Here is an 18,109-nt window from a genome sequence, read left to right on the forward strand (position 1 = left end):
CTATGAGCAATCGAGAGCTGGATAATTTGTTTAAAACGAAACTGGAAGACCTGGAAAGAAACCCCTCTGCCAATGCCTGGGAAAGAATACAGGCCGGTAAGCAGAAAAAAAAGGAGACAGGTATCTGGTTATATACTGGAATAGCAGCTGCAGTAATACTATTGGTGACGCTTACCAGTGTGTTTTTACTCAATGGTGACACTGAAACACCTACGACCATAGCTACTCTGAAAGAAAACATTAAAGACGAAAAGCATTCTATCAAAACCAATACCCCATTAGCTTCAATTGAAAAGGAAAAAGAGTCCGAGATTTCACAAGAACAGGAAAACAATGTTCAGCCTGAAGCGAGTGATATAATAGCTCCTTCATCGCAACAGGCTGGCAATACAGAAAATTTGATGGGCCATAATGAAAGAAGCTCCTTTAACGGTAAATCGGCAGAACAAGGTACATCAAAAACTAAAACCAATAACGACACTAAAAATGGTATTACTAAAATTGAAATTATAAGTAGTGAAAATCAGAACGATGAACCTAAAGTTGAGCGCACGGATACAAAAATTTTAGATAGTCATGCAACCAACAATACAACTGTTGCATCTACTAATCAACAGGTCGAAACAAAGGATAAGGGCGGACAGACAATGACATTTAATATAGAAGATTTTAAAGCCACCAAAACAGTAGCAGAAGTAAACGAACCGGAGGAGGAAAAGAAATCACCCCTTAAAAAGGTAGCAGCTTTTGCAAAAAGCCTTAAAGAAGGTGACGCAGGGCTGAGTGAGCTGAGGGAAGCTAAAAATGAATTATTCGCTTTGAACTTTAAGAAGGAAAATGACAACTCAAAATAAATCTATAATAACCCAATTGTTCAGAGGTGCAGTTATCGGCCTGATGCTTATGCTGGTAAGCGTCCCGCTAACTGCACAAGAGCAGACAGACTCTTTGATCATCAATGTGGGTAAGAGTAAAATAATCTTTCTGGTCAGGGACAAACAGGACCTTGAAACTCTTAAAGGTTATGACCTGAATGCCATTCTTAATCAGTTAAGTCTAAAGCTAGAAAATGACTCTACAGGCTTGGTAAAAGAGGAAAATGGGCAAACTACATCGGTATCAGACACCACTATTGTTGTTGATAAGACTAATCTCTCTGACGAAAACATAACGACTCAGGCTGAACCTGATGATGAAAAAGGTAAGGATGACAATAATAATTGTGAAGCCAAGCATGAGGAATCCCGACATTTTTTTAATATCGATATCGGTACAAACAATTATGTCACTGACGGAAAATTCCCTGATGAAAATGACGAACTTTATACCGTACGGCCATTCGGATCGTGGTATGTAGGCATCACCTCTGTTAACAGCACCTACGTTGGCGGGCCGCTTTACCTCGAATGGGGTCCAAGCATTACCTGGTACAACTTCAAGTTTCAAAATGACCGGATCAGGGTCATAGATGGACCGAACGGCACAACATTCGTTGAAGATACCGCTCTGCCTGATGCTGATTTCAAAAAAAGCAAACTGACTGTAGCATACGCCAATTTCTCTTTGGTTCCTATGTTTTCCTTTGGAGATTCAAAAAGGATAAAAAAAGACATCTGGTTTCTGGAAAACAAAAAGAAATGGGAAGAGCTACAGGCTGGGTTCCGGATCGGCATCGGTGGCTATGCTGGCTACAGAATCGCCAGCTACTCCAAGATTGTGTATGATGATGGCGGCAAGGAAAAAGATAAAGATAAAGACAATTTCAACCTGAATAATTTCCGTTACGGACTCCGGCTGCAGATGGGGTACCGGGGAACAGATCTCTTCTTCAACTATGATATGAACGAGCTGTTCTCGGAAGGAAAAGGACCAAAGCTAAATGCCTTTAGTTTTGGGATTATTCTCTAAAACAACTTAAACAACATATAATCAACCATTTGATCGACTCCCGGAAGGGTGTACTGGAAAAAATACGTAAAATTTAAAACTCAAAATCATGAAAAAATTATTTACAATCGCACTGGTCATGCTAGCTATCTCCTACCAAACTCTGGCTCAGGATGAGGCCGAAGACAAAAAGGAAAAAAAGAGCCTTGGCACCCATAACCATTTCAACATAGACCTGGGTACCAACAATTATCTTCAGGATGGAGAATTTCCCAATGACAACGATGCTCCTTACTCGGTAAAACCCTTCGGCAGCTGGTATGTATCACTCAGGTCTATTAATGATACCCACATTGGCGGCCCTTTGCATCTTCTATGGGGTCCTGATGTAAGCTGGTATAACTTCAAATTCGAAAATGAGAATATTCGCCTGAGCAAAGTCAACGATCAGGTGATATTTAGTGAAGTTACAGACCTCGACTCCAAGAAGAGTAAGCTAACAGTAGCCTACATTAACTTTAGTGCTGTACCCATGCTTAAGTTTGGGAAAGATAACCGTAGAAGCCATAGGCATCACCATTGCTGGGGTGACTGGGAGTACCATACAGGTAACGAGAGTCAATTTAGGATAGGTGCAGGAGCCTATGCTGGTTATAAAATCGGCAGCTATACCAAAACTGTCATAGAGGATGAAGGAGACAAAAAAAAAGATAGAGACAAGGGTAGCTATTACCTCAACAACTTCAGATATGGTGTTCGTGTACAGGCAGGATTCAGAGGTGTGGATGTATTTGTCAACTATGACCTGAACACGCTTTTCGTTGAGAATAAAGGTCCGGAGTTGAATGCATTTAGCTTTGGGGTTGTGCTTTAAATACAAACTTCAAATATATCAGGGTGCCAGTTTACAGAGTAAGCTGGCACTTTTTTATGGTGAGATTCTCAATTCATACTTTTGGCAATTTCGTTTCGTCATCATGAGGAGGGTACGACGAAGTGATCTCCCTATTTCGAAGAATACACTAAATCAACCGCACAAATTAACTCTGCCATTCATAACGGGAGATAGCTTCCTCCTATCGTCGTCGCAATGATGGTGAAAAATTTTCAAACAGCTCGTAAATAGTTTTGAAAGACTTCAAAAAGAGGTGCCCTACTTCTGCATCTCAAGAAGTTCATTTGCTTTTTTCAATTCCAACTGAAGTTCATCGTACCCGATAACCCTCCCAATACTTGACAACTCCAAAAAATGCATTCTCAAATTCTGATACAAAGTCTCTTTTATTTGATTCTTCAATTGAAGGACTTCCTTGGTCTGTTCCATGTCTTCCAACTGTTTATATAATTTCAAAATATCATTGTTCATCATACTACCTTTTCTATTTCAGATTGTCTGGGTGAAAGTTAAACATTTTTATTAAAGATTGATTGTTTAAACATTGCTACTAAGACCTAGTATTCTATTTTCCAAAAACAACCCCATAAACTGGCGGATGTTATTTCCTTTCGGCATTTTAAAGGGCAATTAATTTGGCCCTCATCACGAAGAGGTATAGCCTGCCACAAAATCGTTCGGAAACGAAGTGCTCTCTCTATTCCGAGGAACATGTAGAGTTTAATCATAATTAAAAGATTATCTCCTTCTACCGTCGTAATGGCGATAATATCATCCTTTGTATTTTTTATGTTATAAAACAATAACGTTTGTGTATTAAAATTTGACTTTTAAAGGGGTTATGTATTAAATTGTTCCTCCCCACCTAACGAAACCCAACTTTAAACCTGTATGAAAGACAACATATCCGCTTCTTCTCATAATACCGGAACTTATTCAAATAATCTGAACCAGAGTAAAAACTCACTATCAGGAAGTAACCTGGATAGGAATACTAACTTCACGGATAATTTAAGCAAAGGAAACTTGCAAAATATCACGACACAATTAAAAAAAGAGGGGACCTCTGGTCCAAAATCATCCCAAACACCAAACTCAAACAAAACAGGTTTACCTGACAACTTAAAAGCAGGAATAGAAAACCTTTCCGGATATTCTATGGATGATGTCAAGGTGCACTACAACTCGCCCAAGCCTGCTCAATTAAATGCTCATGCTTATGCACAAGGAACAGACATTCATGTGGCTCCCGGACAGGAACAACACTTGCCACACGAAGCATGGCACACTGTACAGCAAAAGCAGGGACGAGTACAGCCTACAATGCAAATGAAAGGTGGTATGAATGTGAATGATGATACCAGTCTGGAGAGAGAAGCTGATGTAATGGGTGCAAAGGCTATTCAAACGAAGGCACAAAACAATACTTCTATTCAAAAAAAGAAAGCCCGAAATAATACAAGCCTCACAACAAAACAACTATCCTCTACCGGCACCATACAAATGGCTGTTAACATAGATGAACTCGATGCCAGATACCAGCATTGGCTTCAATATAACGAAACAGAAACGTTTATGGCCTATGTAAATTCAAAAATGGATGTAGAATATGAATCGCTTGAGGGTTTTCTTGAGGCTGAAAGCACCACCAAAGATCAAGTTCAAAGGTTAATGCGCAACTTTGTAGGCAAAAGCGCCATAGAATCTACTAAGCAAAAAATTAAAAGTTTTGGAGAGGGACTTCACAAAAGGCATTCCGGAAAGTTTAAAAGAAGTAAAGATTTTACAGATAAGCAAAAGCTAAGAAATGTGGGCGTACATGCTGTCAGAAACACTTTTGACCGGGAGTTAGCTGATCTATCCAACGGCACAAGGTTGTACCATTGCACTAAAGCTGCTGCTGCTATTATGGCTGGTGAAATGAGAGGGGGAAGTGGTATTCGGGATGGTGGTAGAGTATTCAATCTAGACCCCAGTCTAGTAGGACGTACCAGTTTTACAACCGACCCTAAAAGAACTATGCTCGGTCACGACCAGTTGGTTATGACTCTGGAAGCAGGGGATATTGAGCGATACGGCATATTTCACTTCAGCAGAGATGAATATGTAGCAACCAGGCCCATCCCCGGAGGACGGTTCAGTATCGTTGGATAATGATCTTATTAAAAGAGAGAACCATCTAATGGCTCTCTCTTAAAAAGCTACTCAACTTTTCTCCTAAAGATGCCTGTATTCTGAACGCCTATTCTTCCAATGCTCCTACATTACCAGTTTTTAATTTCCTGATGATCTCCAATGCAACTGCTCTGGATGACAGGTAGTTTTGGCCCGTCACCAAATTTCCATGTATCTCTACATGTTCTGTATTTCTTGGGGAGAATTTAAAGGCACCTCCATGTTTTTCTATGGTCTTCTGAATGTTAAAAGGAAACTCTTTGTAATATTCCGCATCATGTCTTTCATAGACATCAGGATATCCATTTACATTTTTACCTTTTACCAGGTACTCTCCATCTTTGGTTCTCAAATTCACAATTCCGGCAGTGCCATGGCATACCGATGATATTATACCATTGTGATCTTCATAAATAGACATCGCTATTTTCTGAACCTCTTCATTTTCCGGTACACCAAACATAGCACTTCCTCCTCCGATATATTGTATGGCTTTATAGTTTTCAGGAAGTACCTCTTTAGGTGATTTCGTATGTTTCAGCTTATACATAAAGTCCAAATCGTACAGATACTGCTTATGCATATCATTAGACGTATTAATATAAGCAATGGGAATGCTACCCCCTTTTGGACTTACAAAGTCTACATTGTACCCTGCCTCCTTAAACGTATTGTAAGCAATGACTATCTCAGAAAAGCTATTGCCGGCAGGCAATTCCGAGTTACCATAAAAATGTGCATTAGAGACAACAAACAGAACTCGATCTTCCGTCAGGTTGCTACTTTCACTGCTTGCAGACTTGCTTACAATTTTCCATTCATTGTCAATTTTCTTGAGTAAGAACATGTCCACAAACCTCAGGTTCTTAGCTGGAATCAAAATTTCGGCCTTGGCCGTAGCAATAGTATTAAAATGATCGATGGATAGTATATTCCCAACTCTCCCATTAAACTGTCCCTGATTACTTTTAAACCAGTCCATGTATGTATCAACCGGAACAACCCGCATTCCCTTTTCCTGATTTTCCAGGTACAAATTTGCTTCCGAATAAAATGCTTTGTCAATAAGCGCCCTCCTGTTATAAGAAGTCCCTTCAATGTAGTTGAGCAATGACTCCTTAATTTGTCTCTCTTCATGTTGTGAAAACAAGGGGTTGCTAAGGGTTAGCTGTAGAATTAAAAATAGATAACGATACATAACTATAATGTTTATTGTTGAAATGATTTTTCAGCAATACTAGCCGGCGTATCTATGAAAATGATTAAGGATTTATACGTTACAATTCCTGATTTATAAATCAGGAGTTCAAAACCGGCCCATTATCAGCGTATTTGGCAGGAGTAGTGTTAGTCACTTTCTTGAAAGCTGCATAGAATGTACTATTAGAATTGAAGCCACACATCTCGGCTATAATTTCCATTTTCAAATTTCTATTCGACTTTAAAAGTTCAATGGCCTCACGCACGCGGAACTCATTAATAAAATGTGAAAAACTCTTATTTAAATTGTCATTCAGCAACTGAGATAACAGATGAGGTCGAATACTCAACGCTTTCGCCAATTGGGCTAAAGTCAGGTTAGGGTCCTTATACAAGGCCTCTTCCTCCAGCAGTTGAGTTACTTTCTCCAAAAGTTCATCGGCCTCTTGCAGTGGTATTTTGTGGTTAGCATACTTTTCCTTTTTATCCAGGCTGCTCTTTTTCCTATGATGAAAAACAAGAAGTGATGACAAGTAAAGGGCGAATGAAAATGAAAGTGCCCCCATAATGTATGAGGTGTAAGATGAGGTGAAATAAGCCAGCCAAATAACAAAAACTCCGAAGTATACACTTAACAACCAGACATTTTCATTATTCAAAGAGGCTTTTTCTATTTTTCTGAATCTGTTTCTAAGTAAATATCCCGAAGCCAGTATAAACGTCAGCCATTGATAATTGATGGTTTTATAAAAATATCCACTCCAAAGTATGGGAAATTGTTCATAGGGATACAGAAACCCTACCACAACTACCAGAAGCAATAAACCCAGCAAAAGAAAACAGGAATTTCTGGCCTTATATTTTGATCCTGCTATTACTGACTTTATGTATAAATACAAAAACGGGCCAATAAAAAAACACGCACTAAGGCCAATCTGCAAATAGATAAGAGACAACCCTTGATTAAAATAAAAGAAGATTGACTTCCAGACACGAATACTTAATACAGCAAGTAAACCTCCTAAAAAAAGATTAGAGGCATTCTTCTTAAAAAACAGGAAATAAATACTCAAAAGGGAGCTATTAAACGCTCCCAATGCGCTGAAGAAAAATAAAAGCTGATTATTAAAATTCATCTAAAAACTGACCACTCCCTGGTTGCAAATGTAGCAAAAAGAGTGGATTTGAGGGATTCTCAACCATGGCAGTATTTATGGCTGTTGCCATAAGTAAACTCAACTGTCCCCACAACTCAAGGGGATTGCTTCCTCCTACAGTTGTCGCAATGACGATCAATATTTCAATTTGGCTTCAAATTCTTCAGCCCTCATAAACAATCACCACCGACGACTCCTTCATCGCCTCTTCGAACCTCGGCCTTCCACCAATCCTTGCTTAACAATTCACTGATTATCAAAATACTGATTATTGGTTATTCCCTACTCTCCAACTATAAAATTAACTTTATCCACCCCGGTATTGCCAGTTCTGTCATCGTACGCGTAAATAATGGCTTCATAAGTACCTGGTTCCTGAAGGTCAACATCGGCTTCGAAGGTATTTACTTTATCCTTAACCTCCATCGATACGGTTTTTAAATGTTTTCCTCCCTTACTGATAATAGCCTGTACTTCTATTTTCTCTGCATCCCATAGACCTCCATTAGAAATAGTACAACCACACATCATTACAACATTGGCTTTCAGCTTTATACTCGATGATTTAATAAATTCATGGGTCTGGGGGCTCAAGACATTAACTACGAAACCGGGGATTTCCAAAACTACACCCTCCCCCTCGATATGCTTTCCGGGTATCAACCAGAGTTGCGTCTGTGCCTTTACCCTCGCCTGAGACTGATTAACTGGTGCAACAACCTCAATGGTTATAAACTTTGGCTCCTCAATATCAATTTCAGCTACAAACCTGGCCGTTTGATCATCTGCTATAGGCTTATAACGCTCATGAGGCTCTTTCATAATCAGGCTAGTATTACCAGTACTTCCCATAGTTACTCCCTGGCTTAAAATTTCAGATGTCAAAGCATCACGCACAATGACTTTTGCTCCACCAATAGAACTGCCAATAAATTTGGCATCTTTAGCTTTCGCTCTTACTACCAGTTTTGTAGGCTGAGCTTGCAGGTAAAGTGAAAATACAAGTGCTAATATGGTTAGGTAGGTTTTCATATGGAGTTCGTTTTTTCGTAAAGTTAGGATTGAATCGGAGTAATAGAAAGGCTCCCTGAAAAATGTTTTGTAGTAATTATTGGTAATTCCATCAAACGAAAAAATGCATGGCCAGTATTTAAACCGGCCATGCATACAATAGTTAAAAGATTTTAAATACTGATTTTCACCTAGTCTTTATTAATTTTTTCATCTCTTTCTTTACTCTTTTTATTTCATCACTAGCCTCTTTCATCACCTCCCTAGTTACATCGTGCCACTCTTTAGTCCAGCGCTTTAGCTCCTCCTTATGCTCTTTCCAAAGATAGTTGTACTCCTCAATTTCTAAATCTCCACGAAAATTAAAATCATGGGCAATGTCGAAATCAAAATCAAATTCAGGTAGGTCGACAGCAACACCTATCTCAGGGATATCAATGTCAATAGCAGGCATCTTAATCTCAATCCGATCGCCCCCCTCAACCAGCAAATCACCTCCATGAGATCTATCAAATGAAACTACCAGATAATTACCATCGCTTCCGATGATATCAGCACCAGTTATATCTACGGCACCAGAAGTTTCTATACGTTTCAGGTTGCTATTATATACCTGGATGTCAGTAACACTTCCGTGAATTGTTAATGTTAGGATTCCTGCATTTATTTCTGAAATAACATCCTTCTCCGTAGCTCCTGTCACTTTAATCATGGGGCGGTCTTCACTCCCCCTGTTTAAGGTAATCTTGTCTGTCTCGCCTATAACCACAAGTTTATCAAAGGTTGTTATATTTTGTAGAGAAAGCTCCTGAGCCCAGGAAAATCTAAAAATAAGAAGGATTAGGAGAAAAGTTAGGGTTAAGTTTTTCATAGTAGCAATGATCTATTGGTAAGTACTTTTATTGAATTAACACTTGAAAGTTTATTTCTTCCGTAGGTAGATGTCTCCGTTATAATTCTTGATCATAAATTCCGGACCTCCTCCGTTAACATTGCCCCGCACCCAATCGTCAAGATAGACTTTATAAGTACCGGATTTCTTCTCGGTTTTAGTCTCCGGTTCATTTTTAACTACTGTAAAATCGAAACCCGAATATATCTCCCCCCTTGCCGTTTTCATTTTTAGACTGGCTTTAAAGTTTGAAGGTAATGTAAGGTCTACATCTCCATTATAGGTTGTGAAGGCCATTGGCGTGTCAGGTGTAACCTTATCAAACCTGGCCTTAATACTGCCATTGTAGGTATTAGCCACTATTGAACCTGCAATATTCTCTGCGGATATCTTTCCATTATAGTTATCCGCCACAATCTCTCCATTGATATTACTGATATGAAGGTCCCCATCATTGTAAGTCTCTACATGTAAGTCCACACTTTTGGGCACCTCTACAACCAGATCCAATCCACTGCTCCATGAATCAGACTCGATATCAATATAATTACTCTTCTCGCTCACTTCCATATCCATTGCTGATCCGGATATTCTCTTTAAGCCGTCTTTGGTGTCATCTTGTTTCTTGTCTTTCCTTCCTTTATAAACAATAAGAACATCACTTCTATCAGTACCTTTCACTTCTATTGACCCTTTTTTAATTTCTATCCTTACTTTTCCTTTTTTGGAGGGGTCACTGAACGGCACTATCAGTTCACCATTATCCTGACTATACCCATACTTTGCACACGCCAATATGAGTAGCATAGTAAGTGCTGTTAAAATCTTTTTCATCATCATCTTAATTTAATTACCCTATTTATTTTAAGTCTATTGCAGTTTCGCTCATTACATGAGCACTTGTTGTTATTGTATCGTTGTTATTGGTTCTTTTTATTGCTTTTCTTTTATGGTTACATCGCCATTAAACGTTTCAAAATCAAGAGTTACTCCACCTCCGCCAACACTTATGGCATAGCGACTATCTACTTTATATTCCAGTCCCCCTGATTTACTCATCGATTTCTTTTCCACCGTTGCTGATTTATATTCTAGTTGCTTGATGTTGGTATAAAAGTCGCCATTGAAGCTTTTGAATGTCATATCTGCCTTCAAACCTTTAGGAAATAAGGCATTGATATCCCCGTTTAAGGTATAATATGTAGAAGGTTCTTTGGGCAGGTTCTGGTATTCCATGGTTACATCACCATTGATAGTATGCACCTTCGCCAGCCCTGATACCTGCTTTAGTGTAATAGCTCCATTGACGTTGTTTACATTCAACGAACCCAACACTCCGTTTACCTCAACATCTCCTTCATTAATGGTGGATAGGTACAAATTCAGGTCTTTAGGCACCTTCAGCGTGAAATCAAATTTAAACTCGTAATCGTATTCACAATTATTCCAGTTATACCCCTTACCTCTTTGGTCCTCCTTATAGTTCAATGTTCCGCATGGCCCCTTTATGAAGACAATTATGGTGTCATAACGATCAAGAACTCCCAAGCTTAGCTCATGTTTTGATCGTTCCATTCGCTCGTTAGTTTTTGCCCTTACCTTTTTTTCTGCTTCCACAATAATCTTTTGTCCGTCATAAGCTTCTACATGAATACTTCCATTGATGTTGGCCAGATAAAGCACATTGGCTATACTCTGCTGTTCAAAGGCTATCTCGCGCAGTATCTTCTCACTATAACTTTGAGCAAACAGAGTCCCTGCCAGACAGCATGTTAAAATCGTTGTTGTTATCTTTTTCATTATTTTGAGTTTTTGACCTTGCCATTAAATGAGTACCTCAATACTCTTTTCAATTCTCTCCCTGACCTCAGGAGGTGTATTTTCTTTCTTCAGCACCTTTTCCAGGTTCTGGACCGACCTTTTTTCCTGCAAGGCTACCATCATCTCGGCCAGAGCCATCTGTACTAAAGGAGATTCCTGCAGGGCAATGGATTTGATCAGCCCTTCTCTTACCTGTGGATGAGAAGCATAAGGATATAACGCCTCGAGTGTCGCTAACCTCACATTTACATTTTCATCCTGATTTAGTGTTTGCAATAGTGCCTCCGTCACTTTTGCACTAGCGTCCGGCAGTTCACTGGTAAGGTTTACAGCTTTAAGTCTGTCACTGGGAGATTCCTTATCAAGTAGGGTTAGCATCATCACCTCCTTCATTTCACTAACTTCCGCTGAGAGGTTCTCAAGTTTATCACTGTCTTCTCCTCCTGATTTCAGCCAGTAGCCTGCCCCTAGCCCTACAATGATCAGTGCCACACTATATGCCCATCGAAGAAATGGCTGAGTCACCCATAATTGAGAAAACCAATTTCCCTCGGCTTTGGGCCTTTGCTCTTTTTGCTTAGTAGCTTCGAGATTAGCATAAAATGCATCGGACATGTTTTGAGAAGGCTCAGGCACAGGCATCGCATCAAAATTATTTTTTAAAGCCGCCAAATCATCCAACTCCTCAAGGCTTACCTCTCCCGTCTCTATACATCTATCCAGCATCTTTTCTTCATCCGATGAAAGCTGACCTGACCTGTACTTATTTATCAAATCTTTGGTATCCATTGTCCTTGTTTTTCTAAATGCTTGTATATTAAACCCTCTCCTTCAAGTGCATATATTCCCGCTTTAAAGCTTGCAGTGCTCTAAAAACCTTAACTTTTACTGCACCTTCTGAGCAATCGAGAATATCCCCAATATTTTTATACTTCATTCCTTCCAGTTTACTAAGCGTTAACACCTCCATTTTTTCTTTATCGAGTCGCCCGAGTACCCGTCTCAACAAATGAAGGTCCTCCCCTTTCTCAATCTCACCCTCCCTGTTCATTTGATCATCTCCCAACTTGTCTTTCCAGTTGTCGATCTCATCAGTTTCTCTGTCCTTATTTTTCCTGTAATGGTCATGTCCGACATTACGTGCAATATGAAACATCCATACTTTAAACTCACCGTCACCCTTAAAGCCTCCTCTGTATTTGAGTATCCTCATAAAAACATTCTGAACCAGGTCTTCACTCAGGCCAGGATCATGATTCATATTATAAAAGAAGCCAAAAAGTATTTTTCTATACCGCTCAAAAAGTAACCCCAGTTTATCGAGATCACCATCTTTCACCTTCAGCATCAAAGCATTATCCGAAATCGAATCCAATAGGTCTATGTTTTATTTACAGGGTTTCGAACCATTTTCAAACAGGGAAACTGAGCGAATTTGAAATGGTTACAGACTTTAAAAAAATTTAGATCAATTTAATGAATAATGCTATACTTGTATACATGACAGACCAACAGCATTTTGATGTAATAGTAATAGGAGGTGGGCAAAGCGGGCTGGCTACTGGCTTTTTTTTGCGCCGAACCGGCCTGAAATATATCATTCTTGATGAACAGGAAAGACCCGGTGGCGCCTGGCTACAAACCTGGGATTCTCTAAAATTGTTTTCACCGGCAGAACACAGTTCCTTACCCGGCTGGATGATGCCTAAGGATGTTGAAGAGTATCCAGGGAAAAATCATGTGATACAGTACCTGTCGGATTACGAAATGCGATACAATTTACCGGTGGAACGCCCAGTAATTGTAAATTCGGTTAGCAAAACAAACCAAACATTTGTGCTTGACACTTCTAAAGGTATGTACACCTGTTCAGCACTCATCAGCGCCACAGGAACCTGGAAAAACCCATTCATTCCTGAGTACGCAGGAAGGGACTTATTTGAAGGGATTCAGCTACATTCTTCTCAATATCGTAATGAACATGAGCTGATCAACAAGAAGGTTTTAATTATTGGTGGAGGCAATTCCGGAGCGCAGATTTTGGCAGAAGTATCTAAAGTAGCAGATACCACCTGGGTTACCCAGGAAGACCCTAAATTTCTATCTGACGATGTAGACGGTCGTTATCTATTCGAATTTGCTTCAAAACAATATAAAGCTCAAAGGGAAGGAAGGGAAATCAAATCTGTTGGTTCTCTAGGGGATGTAGTGATGGTTGAGAGTGTAAAAGAAGCCCGCAATCGTGATGTACTAAAAACCGTACGCCCGTTCACCTCTTTCTACAAAAACGGCGTAATCTGGCCTGATGGATCTAAAGAAGCTTTTGACGCGGTTATTTGGTGCACGGGTTTTAAGTCTTCCCTGGGCCATCTCGCAGAGCTTGGCATTACACAAAACGGAAGAATAGCAACGCAGGACACTAAAGCTACTGCAATTGAAGGACTCTGGCTGGTAGGTTACGGAAGTTGTACCGGGTATGCTTCTGCAACTCTGATTGGGGTGGGGCGCACAGCCCGTCAGACCGTAAGGGAAGTTCAGGATTGGATAGGTGAACAGCCTCTATAAAATAGTTTAAAGCGTAACTCCTACTCTATGGTATTCGTTGAGTTAAGTTTTCAACCAATAGCTAACCTTATTTATTCATGTTTGAATCAGAGCAACTTGTAACATTCATCATAGCATCGGTTTTACTCTTAGTCATCCCCGGTCCGGCCGTATTTTTTGTAATTGCAAAAAGTATTGATCAAGGCCGAACAGCAGGAGTGGTATCGGTTTTGGGCATACAAATAGGGACATTAGCACATCTGATTGCAGCTGCATTCGGTATTTCTACAATCTTGGTTACCTCGGTCATGGCCTTCAATGTAATCAAATATGCCGGGGCTGCATACCTGATCTACATGGGAATAAAGAGTCTGATCACTAAAACTGTAACGCCAGATATTAACATGAAATTCAAGAAGCAAAAACTTAGCAGAGTTTTTCTTCAGGGTGCTATTGTCAACATACTCAACCCCAAAACCGCGTTATTCTTTTTTGCTTTTCTTCCACAATTCATCACACCAGGCACCACTTCTAGCACATGGCAAATATTTACACTGGGCCTGATATTTATTGGTCTTAGTATCTTAAGCGATAGTATTTATGCCTTGCTTGCCGGTTCTACAAAAGGTTATCTACACAGGAATCCTGTAAGACTAAAATTTCAAAAATACATCAGCGGATGCCTATACATACTGCTGGGTGTAGCTACTTTGGTAGCTGAGCCTGGCAAAAGAATAAAGTGAGGTTGTATCCCTCGCTTTATTCTCGACTAAACAAGGCCTTACTTTTTCATTATTTTCACATACTGTTTGTAACTGCCCACTGAGACCTCAGCCAAATATATGCCTGCCGGCAAGCCTGGATCGATACTGAAGGTTGCTTTAGTCCGACTAACATCACTTTTATCAACTGCTTGGTACCTTACTTGGTTGTTTTTATCTATAAAACGCAAAGATACAACCCCTTTAACATTCTTAGAAAAAGATAATACCATAGATGTCTCTATAGGGTTAGGGTAAGCAGAAACTGTCATCATGAGTTGTTCATTGGCATCTGTAAAACTCAGCATTTCAGGAGCAAAAGTTGATGAAGGATGCTCCCCATTATAAGTAATTGATATGCCAGCTATCATCGGGTTTGCCAGTTCCCTCTTTAGCTGAACAGTTAAATTACCATCGTTAACCTGACTGCTCGTTGTTTTTTGGAGAGGTGCGTTTCTGCCCACCTCACTAAAAATATCAAAATCATCAAATGCTACCTGATTTTCAATAAGAATATCAAATACACGTCCTCCTGAGAAGTTGAAGTAACTTTCCGTAAAAAATAAATCGACCTTGTAGTTACCGTTAGCTACTGGAAAATTCCAGAGCATATTTGAATTCCAGGCAACTCTTGACCTATCAAAAATATCAATGGGAGCTTCTGTTGTGTTCGAGGTCACACTGTGCGCCTGAGTGACATAATTTTTTATTATATAAGGAGACGGATTAAGGTAAGAATCTTCAGCCCATGGTATCGGAATATCATCGACAGGAGCCCAACCCCCTGCATTAACTCTATAAATCGCCTGCCCCTCAGGAGTATCGGTTACAGTCAATTCCACTAAGGCCCAACAGGCATTACATGCTGTTTCCAAACCATCCTCATCTTCGGAGGCTATAAACAACAAGTAACTTCCTGCATCATCATACCCAGGCCTGAGGATCATCTCACCATATCCATTTCCATAATCGATGACTGTTTCAAAACCAATGGGTTCACCAGTATCTCCTCCAAATATATGGATAGTATCAGAAGGGCTGTCAAAGTCAATAGCTCGTATGGGTATGCGCAACTCTGTCCCCTCCGCCACTGTCTTAACTAATGCTCTGGAAGACTGTGATAAGATAGGGTCCTGAGTGTCTAACATGCCTGGACTAATTTCAATGGCGGAAATAAGTGCACTTCCCTCTTCTACCAGAAAATCAATATCTAAATTACCATCTGTTACGGCTAAGGAGTAATAAAACCAGCAAGAAGCCCCCTTTCCCACGTAATTAAGGATATCAAAATCATCAAGTGCCTTACGCCCTTCTATATTTACATCAAACACTCTCGAGCCTATAACCTGCGAAGTGTTCGGGCTTTCCGCAAAATGTAGCGTTACAATGTAGTTACCACTCGCCACTGGAAAGTCCCACTCCATATTACTGTAACTAACTCTACTTTTTTTAAGATAAAATTGCCCATCAATCCCATTGGCAGACCTGTAACTAACCGGGCCTACGTAAGGAGATGGATGAGCCCAAGAATCTTCTTCCCACGAATCAGGGGCCTCCCAGCCCCCCGCATTGATCTGGTACAGAGGAGCTCCTGAAAGCATTTGCACTTGCTGAGGGCGCTCATCAACAATATTATCAAGCGAAGAAGCCAAAACCTTCTTCAAATCCGTCTTAGGGGCAACATTTTGAGCATTAACAGTGATGCCACTGCCTGTAAGTATTAAAAACAAACAGAGTAGCCATTTAGGTAAATAGGTGATGGTCGGTTTCATACTAATTAGGTGGTTTAATTTCTTTGATAAGTACGCTGCACTATAACTCATACCACACTCGCAGCCATAAAATAGTACATGATGAAATTATGACACACCAAACTCTCAAAAAATGACCAGCATCATTTATAATCGAAATATTTATACGATATAATGAAAAACAGGTGTAATCAAACCGATCCACTTGCTATAAAATATTATGTTAATACCTGCCTATTGCTTCAACACCTACACATAATATTTTGAGACACCGTCGGATTTTTCTGTATAGTCCAAGCCGGAGGGAATTTGCTGACTGATATAAAACTGCACTTCGGACCTTTGGTAACTACTGGCATCTAATGACAGATACATCATACATCACCTGATTACTATTATCAATGACAAGGACCCTACTTGAATTTTCTTTTGATTATCAAATAATTATTTCGACACAAAATACTATTTCTTCCATTTAATATTACACCCTTGGCTTGGGGTTTGATTTTCTGAAATAGGGTTGCCCTTCAACAAGTCATCCAAAGCGGCTCTCATATCTTTTCCGGTCAAAGGCTTCTCATTGCCAGGCCTTGAATCATCCAACTGTCCACGGTAAACCAGCTTCATCTCTCCATCAAAAATATAAAAGTCAGGGGTGCACGCCGCATCATAAGATCTGGCCACCGCCTGAGTTTCATCATATAGATATGGAAAAGGGTAGCGCCACTTCTTTGCCTCAGCCTGCATCAACTCTGGAGAGTCTTCAGGATATTCTTCAACGTCATTGGAACTGATGGCGACAAACTTAACCCCTTCCGGAATATAATCTTCAGCAATATTTACCAGTTCGGATTGCAGGTGTTTTACATATGGACAGTGATTGCAAATAAACATGATCACCGTAGCCTGATCAGATTTTAATTCTTCAAGCGTCATTGTTCGTTCTGATACCGCATCCACTAGCTCAAAATTGGGAGCTACTGTTCCCAGTGGTAGCATATTCGAAGGTGTAAGTGCCATTAATAAATTTGTTTAACTTTAGTTTAAAGTTAGAAAGTTAATCGTTTTCCTATGAAAGTTTCTCGTTTTTTTTGGCTACTACCTCTGCTGATCTCATTAAGTTGTAAAGAACACGACAAAGCAACGTATACAGAAGAAGGGTTTGAGGTTATCAATGGCTCTGAAATGTATTACAAAATTATAGGGAGTGGCAGCCCTATAATAGTGGTTCATGGTGGCCCTGTACTTGACCACTCCTATTTTCTTCCACAATTCAATGAACTTGCCAAAGACCACCAATTGATCTTCTATGACCAGCGAGCATGCGGAAAATCTTCCATCGAAGTTGACACAAGCAGTATGTCGATTGCAGGGTTTGTAGATGACATAGAGCAACTTCGTACATCACTGAAGCTTGAAAAGATTGACCTGCTCGGGCATTCCTGGGGCGGACTACTCGCTATGCATTATGCTATTAAGTACCCACAAAACCTGGATCATTTGATCTTATCTAATTCCATGCCCGCTAGTACAGAAGGTTGGCAGGCGGAAGAGCAACAGCTGGCTTCCAGGATAACAAAAGAAGACAGTTTATCCCGGGCAGCAATCATACATTCCGAAGAAATGAAAAACAGAAGTGCATCCGCTATTAAAAAATTAATGATGCTTTCTTTTAAAACTCAGTTTCACAACAAAAACCTGCTGGACAGCCTGAATCTTTATATACCTGAAGACTTTATGGACAGAAGTGCCAAATTCAGTTATCTCGGTAAAGACCTGACGGACTTTGATCTTTATAATGGCCTAAAAGATGTCTCTGTCCCCACACTTATCATTTATGGTGAAGATGAACCTGCGGCAACTCTATCAGGTAAAGCATTAGAAAGCAGTATTCCTCAGGCTCAGCTACTGGTTATCCCAAAGTGCGGCCATTTCCCCTTTGTAGAACAGCCTGATGTTTACTTTCAAGGTATAAAGCAATTCATTAAAAAATAGTATAATTTGCCCATCTAAAA

General features: G+C 39.9%; 18 protein-coding genes. 7 read left to right on the forward strand and 11 right to left on the reverse strand.

Annotated elements, in window-relative coordinates; genetic code table 11:
• The first annotated feature begins 2 nt into the window (after nt 1-2).
• The 3 genes from JMN32_RS17560 to JMN32_RS17570 all read left to right on the forward strand — a co-directional run bounded on the left by JMN32_RS17560 (nt 3) and on the right by JMN32_RS17570 (nt 2,761).
• Nucleotides 3-854 (forward strand): hypothetical protein, encoded by an 852-nt coding sequence (locus tag JMN32_RS17560; protein WP_202857664.1) that lies wholly within the window; start codon nt 3-5, stop codon nt 852-854.
• A complete protein-coding gene (locus tag JMN32_RS17565; RefSeq protein ID WP_202857665.1) occupies nt 838-1,908 on the forward strand; it encodes a hypothetical protein in 1,071 nt (356 codons plus the stop codon). Before JMN32_RS17560 ends, JMN32_RS17565 begins: the two co-directional genes overlap by 17 nt.
• Before the next feature lie 88 nt (nt 1,909-1,996).
• Nucleotides 1,997-2,761 carry a hypothetical protein gene (locus JMN32_RS17570; protein ID WP_202857666.1) on the forward strand — a complete coding sequence of 255 codons (765 nt, stop codon included), beginning with the start codon at nt 1,997-1,999 and terminating at the stop codon, nt 2,759-2,761.
• Nucleotides 2,762-3,040: 279 nt separating this feature from the next.
• Here the strand turns inward: JMN32_RS17570 and JMN32_RS17575 are convergent, their stop codons facing one another.
• Nucleotides 3,041-3,211 (reverse strand): hypothetical protein, encoded by a 171-nt coding sequence (locus tag JMN32_RS17575; RefSeq protein ID WP_202857667.1) that lies wholly within the window; start codon nt 3,209-3,211, stop codon nt 3,041-3,043.
• A gap of 462 nt (nt 3,212-3,673) precedes the next feature.
• Here JMN32_RS17575 and JMN32_RS17580 point away from each other — a divergent pair, with 462 nt between their 5' ends.
• Nucleotides 3,674-4,936: an eCIS core domain-containing protein gene (locus tag JMN32_RS17580; RefSeq protein WP_202857668.1), complete on the forward strand. Its 1,263-nt coding sequence runs from the start codon at nt 3,674-3,676 to the stop codon at nt 4,934-4,936.
• 88 nt (nt 4,937-5,024) lie between these two features.
• On the opposite strand, the gene JMN32_RS17585 is transcribed toward JMN32_RS17580, so the two are convergent.
• The 8 genes from JMN32_RS17585 to JMN32_RS17620 all read right to left on the reverse strand — a co-directional run bounded on the left by JMN32_RS17585 (nt 5,025) and on the right by JMN32_RS17620 (nt 12,413).
• Nucleotides 5,025-6,155 carry a nuclear transport factor 2 family protein gene (locus JMN32_RS17585; protein ID WP_202857669.1) on the reverse strand — a complete coding sequence of 377 codons (1,131 nt, stop codon included), beginning with the start codon at nt 6,153-6,155 and terminating at the stop codon, nt 5,025-5,027.
• Nucleotides 6,156-6,255: 100 nt separating this feature from the next.
• Nucleotides 6,256-7,230, reverse strand: a complete 975-nt coding sequence (locus JMN32_RS17590; protein ID WP_202857670.1) for a helix-turn-helix domain-containing protein — start codon at nt 7,228-7,230, stop codon at nt 6,256-6,258.
• 366 nt (nt 7,231-7,596) lie between these two features.
• Nucleotides 7,597-8,346: a hypothetical protein gene (locus JMN32_RS17595; RefSeq protein ID WP_202857671.1), complete on the reverse strand. Its 750-nt coding sequence runs from the start codon at nt 8,344-8,346 to the stop codon at nt 7,597-7,599.
• A 166-nt stretch (nt 8,347-8,512) separates the two neighbouring features.
• Nucleotides 8,513-9,196 carry a hypothetical protein gene (locus JMN32_RS17600; protein WP_202857672.1) on the reverse strand — a complete coding sequence of 228 codons (684 nt, stop codon included), beginning with the start codon at nt 9,194-9,196 and terminating at the stop codon, nt 8,513-8,515.
• A 51-nt stretch (nt 9,197-9,247) separates the two neighbouring features.
• Nucleotides 9,248-10,051, reverse strand: coding sequence for a DUF4097 family beta strand repeat-containing protein (locus JMN32_RS17605; RefSeq protein ID WP_202857673.1), 804 nt, complete (start codon nt 10,049-10,051; stop codon nt 9,248-9,250).
• Between the two features lie 99 nt (nt 10,052-10,150).
• Nucleotides 10,151-11,017: a DUF4097 family beta strand repeat-containing protein gene (locus tag JMN32_RS17610; RefSeq protein ID WP_202857674.1), complete on the reverse strand. Its 867-nt coding sequence runs from the start codon at nt 11,015-11,017 to the stop codon at nt 10,151-10,153.
• Nucleotides 11,018-11,041: 24 nt separating this feature from the next.
• Nucleotides 11,042-11,827 carry a HEAT repeat domain-containing protein gene (locus JMN32_RS17615; protein ID WP_202857675.1) on the reverse strand — a complete coding sequence of 262 codons (786 nt, stop codon included), beginning with the start codon at nt 11,825-11,827 and terminating at the stop codon, nt 11,042-11,044.
• A gap of 28 nt (nt 11,828-11,855) precedes the next feature.
• Nucleotides 11,856-12,413: an RNA polymerase sigma factor gene (locus JMN32_RS17620; RefSeq protein WP_202857676.1), complete on the reverse strand. Its 558-nt coding sequence runs from the start codon at nt 12,411-12,413 to the stop codon at nt 11,856-11,858.
• Nucleotides 12,414-12,514: 101 nt separating this feature from the next.
• Here JMN32_RS17620 and JMN32_RS17625 point away from each other — a divergent pair, with 101 nt between their 5' ends.
• Nucleotides 12,515-13,603 carry an ArsO family NAD(P)H-dependent flavin-containing monooxygenase gene (locus JMN32_RS17625; RefSeq protein ID WP_238354527.1) on the forward strand — a complete coding sequence of 363 codons (1,089 nt, stop codon included), beginning with the start codon at nt 12,515-12,517 and terminating at the stop codon, nt 13,601-13,603.
• A 77-nt stretch (nt 13,604-13,680) separates the two neighbouring features.
• On the forward strand, nt 13,681-14,325 hold the full coding sequence (locus JMN32_RS17630) for a LysE family translocator (protein ID WP_202857677.1): 645 nt from the start codon (nt 13,681-13,683) through the stop codon (nt 14,323-14,325).
• Nucleotides 14,326-14,363: 38 nt separating this feature from the next.
• On the opposite strand, the gene JMN32_RS17635 is transcribed toward JMN32_RS17630, so the two are convergent.
• Complete coding sequence (locus JMN32_RS17635; RefSeq protein ID WP_202857678.1) at nt 14,364-16,115, reverse strand: malectin domain-containing carbohydrate-binding protein; 1,752 nt, start codon at nt 16,113-16,115, stop codon at nt 14,364-14,366.
• Nucleotides 16,116-16,556: 441 nt separating this feature from the next.
• Nucleotides 16,557-17,114: a thioredoxin family protein gene (locus JMN32_RS17640; protein ID WP_202857679.1), complete on the reverse strand. Its 558-nt coding sequence runs from the start codon at nt 17,112-17,114 to the stop codon at nt 16,557-16,559.
• 51 nt (nt 17,115-17,165) lie between these two features.
• Here JMN32_RS17640 and JMN32_RS17645 point away from each other — a divergent pair, with 51 nt between their 5' ends.
• A complete protein-coding gene (locus JMN32_RS17645) occupies nt 17,166-18,089 on the forward strand; it encodes a proline iminopeptidase-family hydrolase (RefSeq protein ID WP_202857680.1) in 924 nt (307 codons plus the stop codon).
• The last annotated feature ends 20 nt before the right edge of the window (nt 18,090-18,109 follow it).

This window comes from Fulvivirga marina (genome assembly GCF_016775155.1).
Taxonomy (GTDB): Bacteria; Bacteroidota; Bacteroidia; order Cytophagales; family Cyclobacteriaceae; genus Fulvivirga; species Fulvivirga marina.

Coding starts and splice junctions, on each gene's coding strand:
- JMN32_RS17595 (WP_202857671.1), bottom strand. CDS start 8,346: ATGAAAACCTACCTAACCATATTAGCACTTGTATTTTCACTTTACCTG.
- JMN32_RS17575 (WP_202857667.1), bottom strand. CDS start 3,211: ATGGAACAGACCAAGGAAGTCCTTCAATTGAAGAATCAAATAAAAGAG.
- JMN32_RS17560 (WP_202857664.1), top strand. CDS start 3: ATGAGCAATCGAGAGCTGGATAATTTGTTTAAAACGAAACTGGAAGAC.
- JMN32_RS17625 (WP_238354527.1), top strand. CDS start 12,515: ATGAATAATGCTATACTTGTATACATGACAGACCAACAGCATTTTGAT.
- JMN32_RS17600 (WP_202857672.1), bottom strand. CDS start 9,196: ATGAAAAACTTAACCCTAACTTTTCTCCTAATCCTTCTTATTTTTAGA.
- JMN32_RS17615 (WP_202857675.1), bottom strand. CDS start 11,827: ATGGATACCAAAGATTTGATAAATAAGTACAGGTCAGGTCAGCTTTCA.
- JMN32_RS17635 (WP_202857678.1), bottom strand. CDS start 16,115: ATGAAACCGACCATCACCTATTTACCTAAATGGCTACTCTGTTTGTTT.
- JMN32_RS17640 (WP_202857679.1), bottom strand. CDS start 17,114: ATGGCACTTACACCTTCGAATATGCTACCACTGGGAACAGTAGCTCCC.
- JMN32_RS17605 (WP_202857673.1), bottom strand. CDS start 10,051: ATGAAAAAGATTTTAACAGCACTTACTATGCTACTCATATTGGCGTGT.
- JMN32_RS17610 (WP_202857674.1), bottom strand. CDS start 11,017: ATGAAAAAGATAACAACAACGATTTTAACATGCTGTCTGGCAGGGACT.
- JMN32_RS17580 (WP_202857668.1), top strand. CDS start 3,674: ATGAAAGACAACATATCCGCTTCTTCTCATAATACCGGAACTTATTCA.
- JMN32_RS17565 (WP_202857665.1), top strand. CDS start 838: ATGACAACTCAAAATAAATCTATAATAACCCAATTGTTCAGAGGTGCA.
- JMN32_RS17585 (WP_202857669.1), bottom strand. CDS start 6,155: ATGTATCGTTATCTATTTTTAATTCTACAGCTAACCCTTAGCAACCCC.
- JMN32_RS17570 (WP_202857666.1), top strand. CDS start 1,997: ATGAAAAAATTATTTACAATCGCACTGGTCATGCTAGCTATCTCCTAC.
- JMN32_RS17630 (WP_202857677.1), top strand. CDS start 13,681: ATGTTTGAATCAGAGCAACTTGTAACATTCATCATAGCATCGGTTTTA.
- JMN32_RS17645 (WP_202857680.1), top strand. CDS start 17,166: ATGAAAGTTTCTCGTTTTTTTTGGCTACTACCTCTGCTGATCTCATTA.